The sequence below is a fragment of the Anabaena sp. CCY 9402-a genome, assembly GCF_963920945.1.
Lineage (GTDB): Bacteria > Cyanobacteriota > Cyanobacteriia > Cyanobacteriales > Nostocaceae > Trichormus > Trichormus minutissimus.
The window spans coordinates 1-261 of the sequence record NZ_CAWUDL010000232.1; the positions used below are offsets into that span (position 1 = coordinate 1).

The following is a 261-nucleotide window of genomic DNA, read 5'->3' on the forward strand; positions in this document are numbered from 1 at the left end:
AGGGGTAGGGCTTGGTTGTAGTATTTGAGGGCTTCTTGCTTTTCTCCTAATGAGTTGTAAACAGAGCCAATATTGTTGAGGGTGGCGGCTTCCCCTCTCCTGTCCACCACTGCCCGTGTTAGGGGTAAGGCTTGGTTGTAGTATTTGAGTGCCTCTTGCTTTTCTCCTAATGAGTTGTAAACAGAGCCAATATTATTGAGAGTGGCGGCTTCCCCTCCCCTGTCCCCCACTGCCCGGAATAGGGGTAGGGCTTGGTTGTAG

Annotated in this window: 1 protein-coding gene; it reads right to left on the minus strand. The window is 51.0% G+C overall.

The window, feature by feature from the left end; genetic code table 11:
* A partial coding sequence (locus ACM0OR_RS28410) for a tetratricopeptide repeat protein (protein ID WP_414579745.1) occupies positions 1-261 on the minus strand: 261 nt, incomplete at both ends.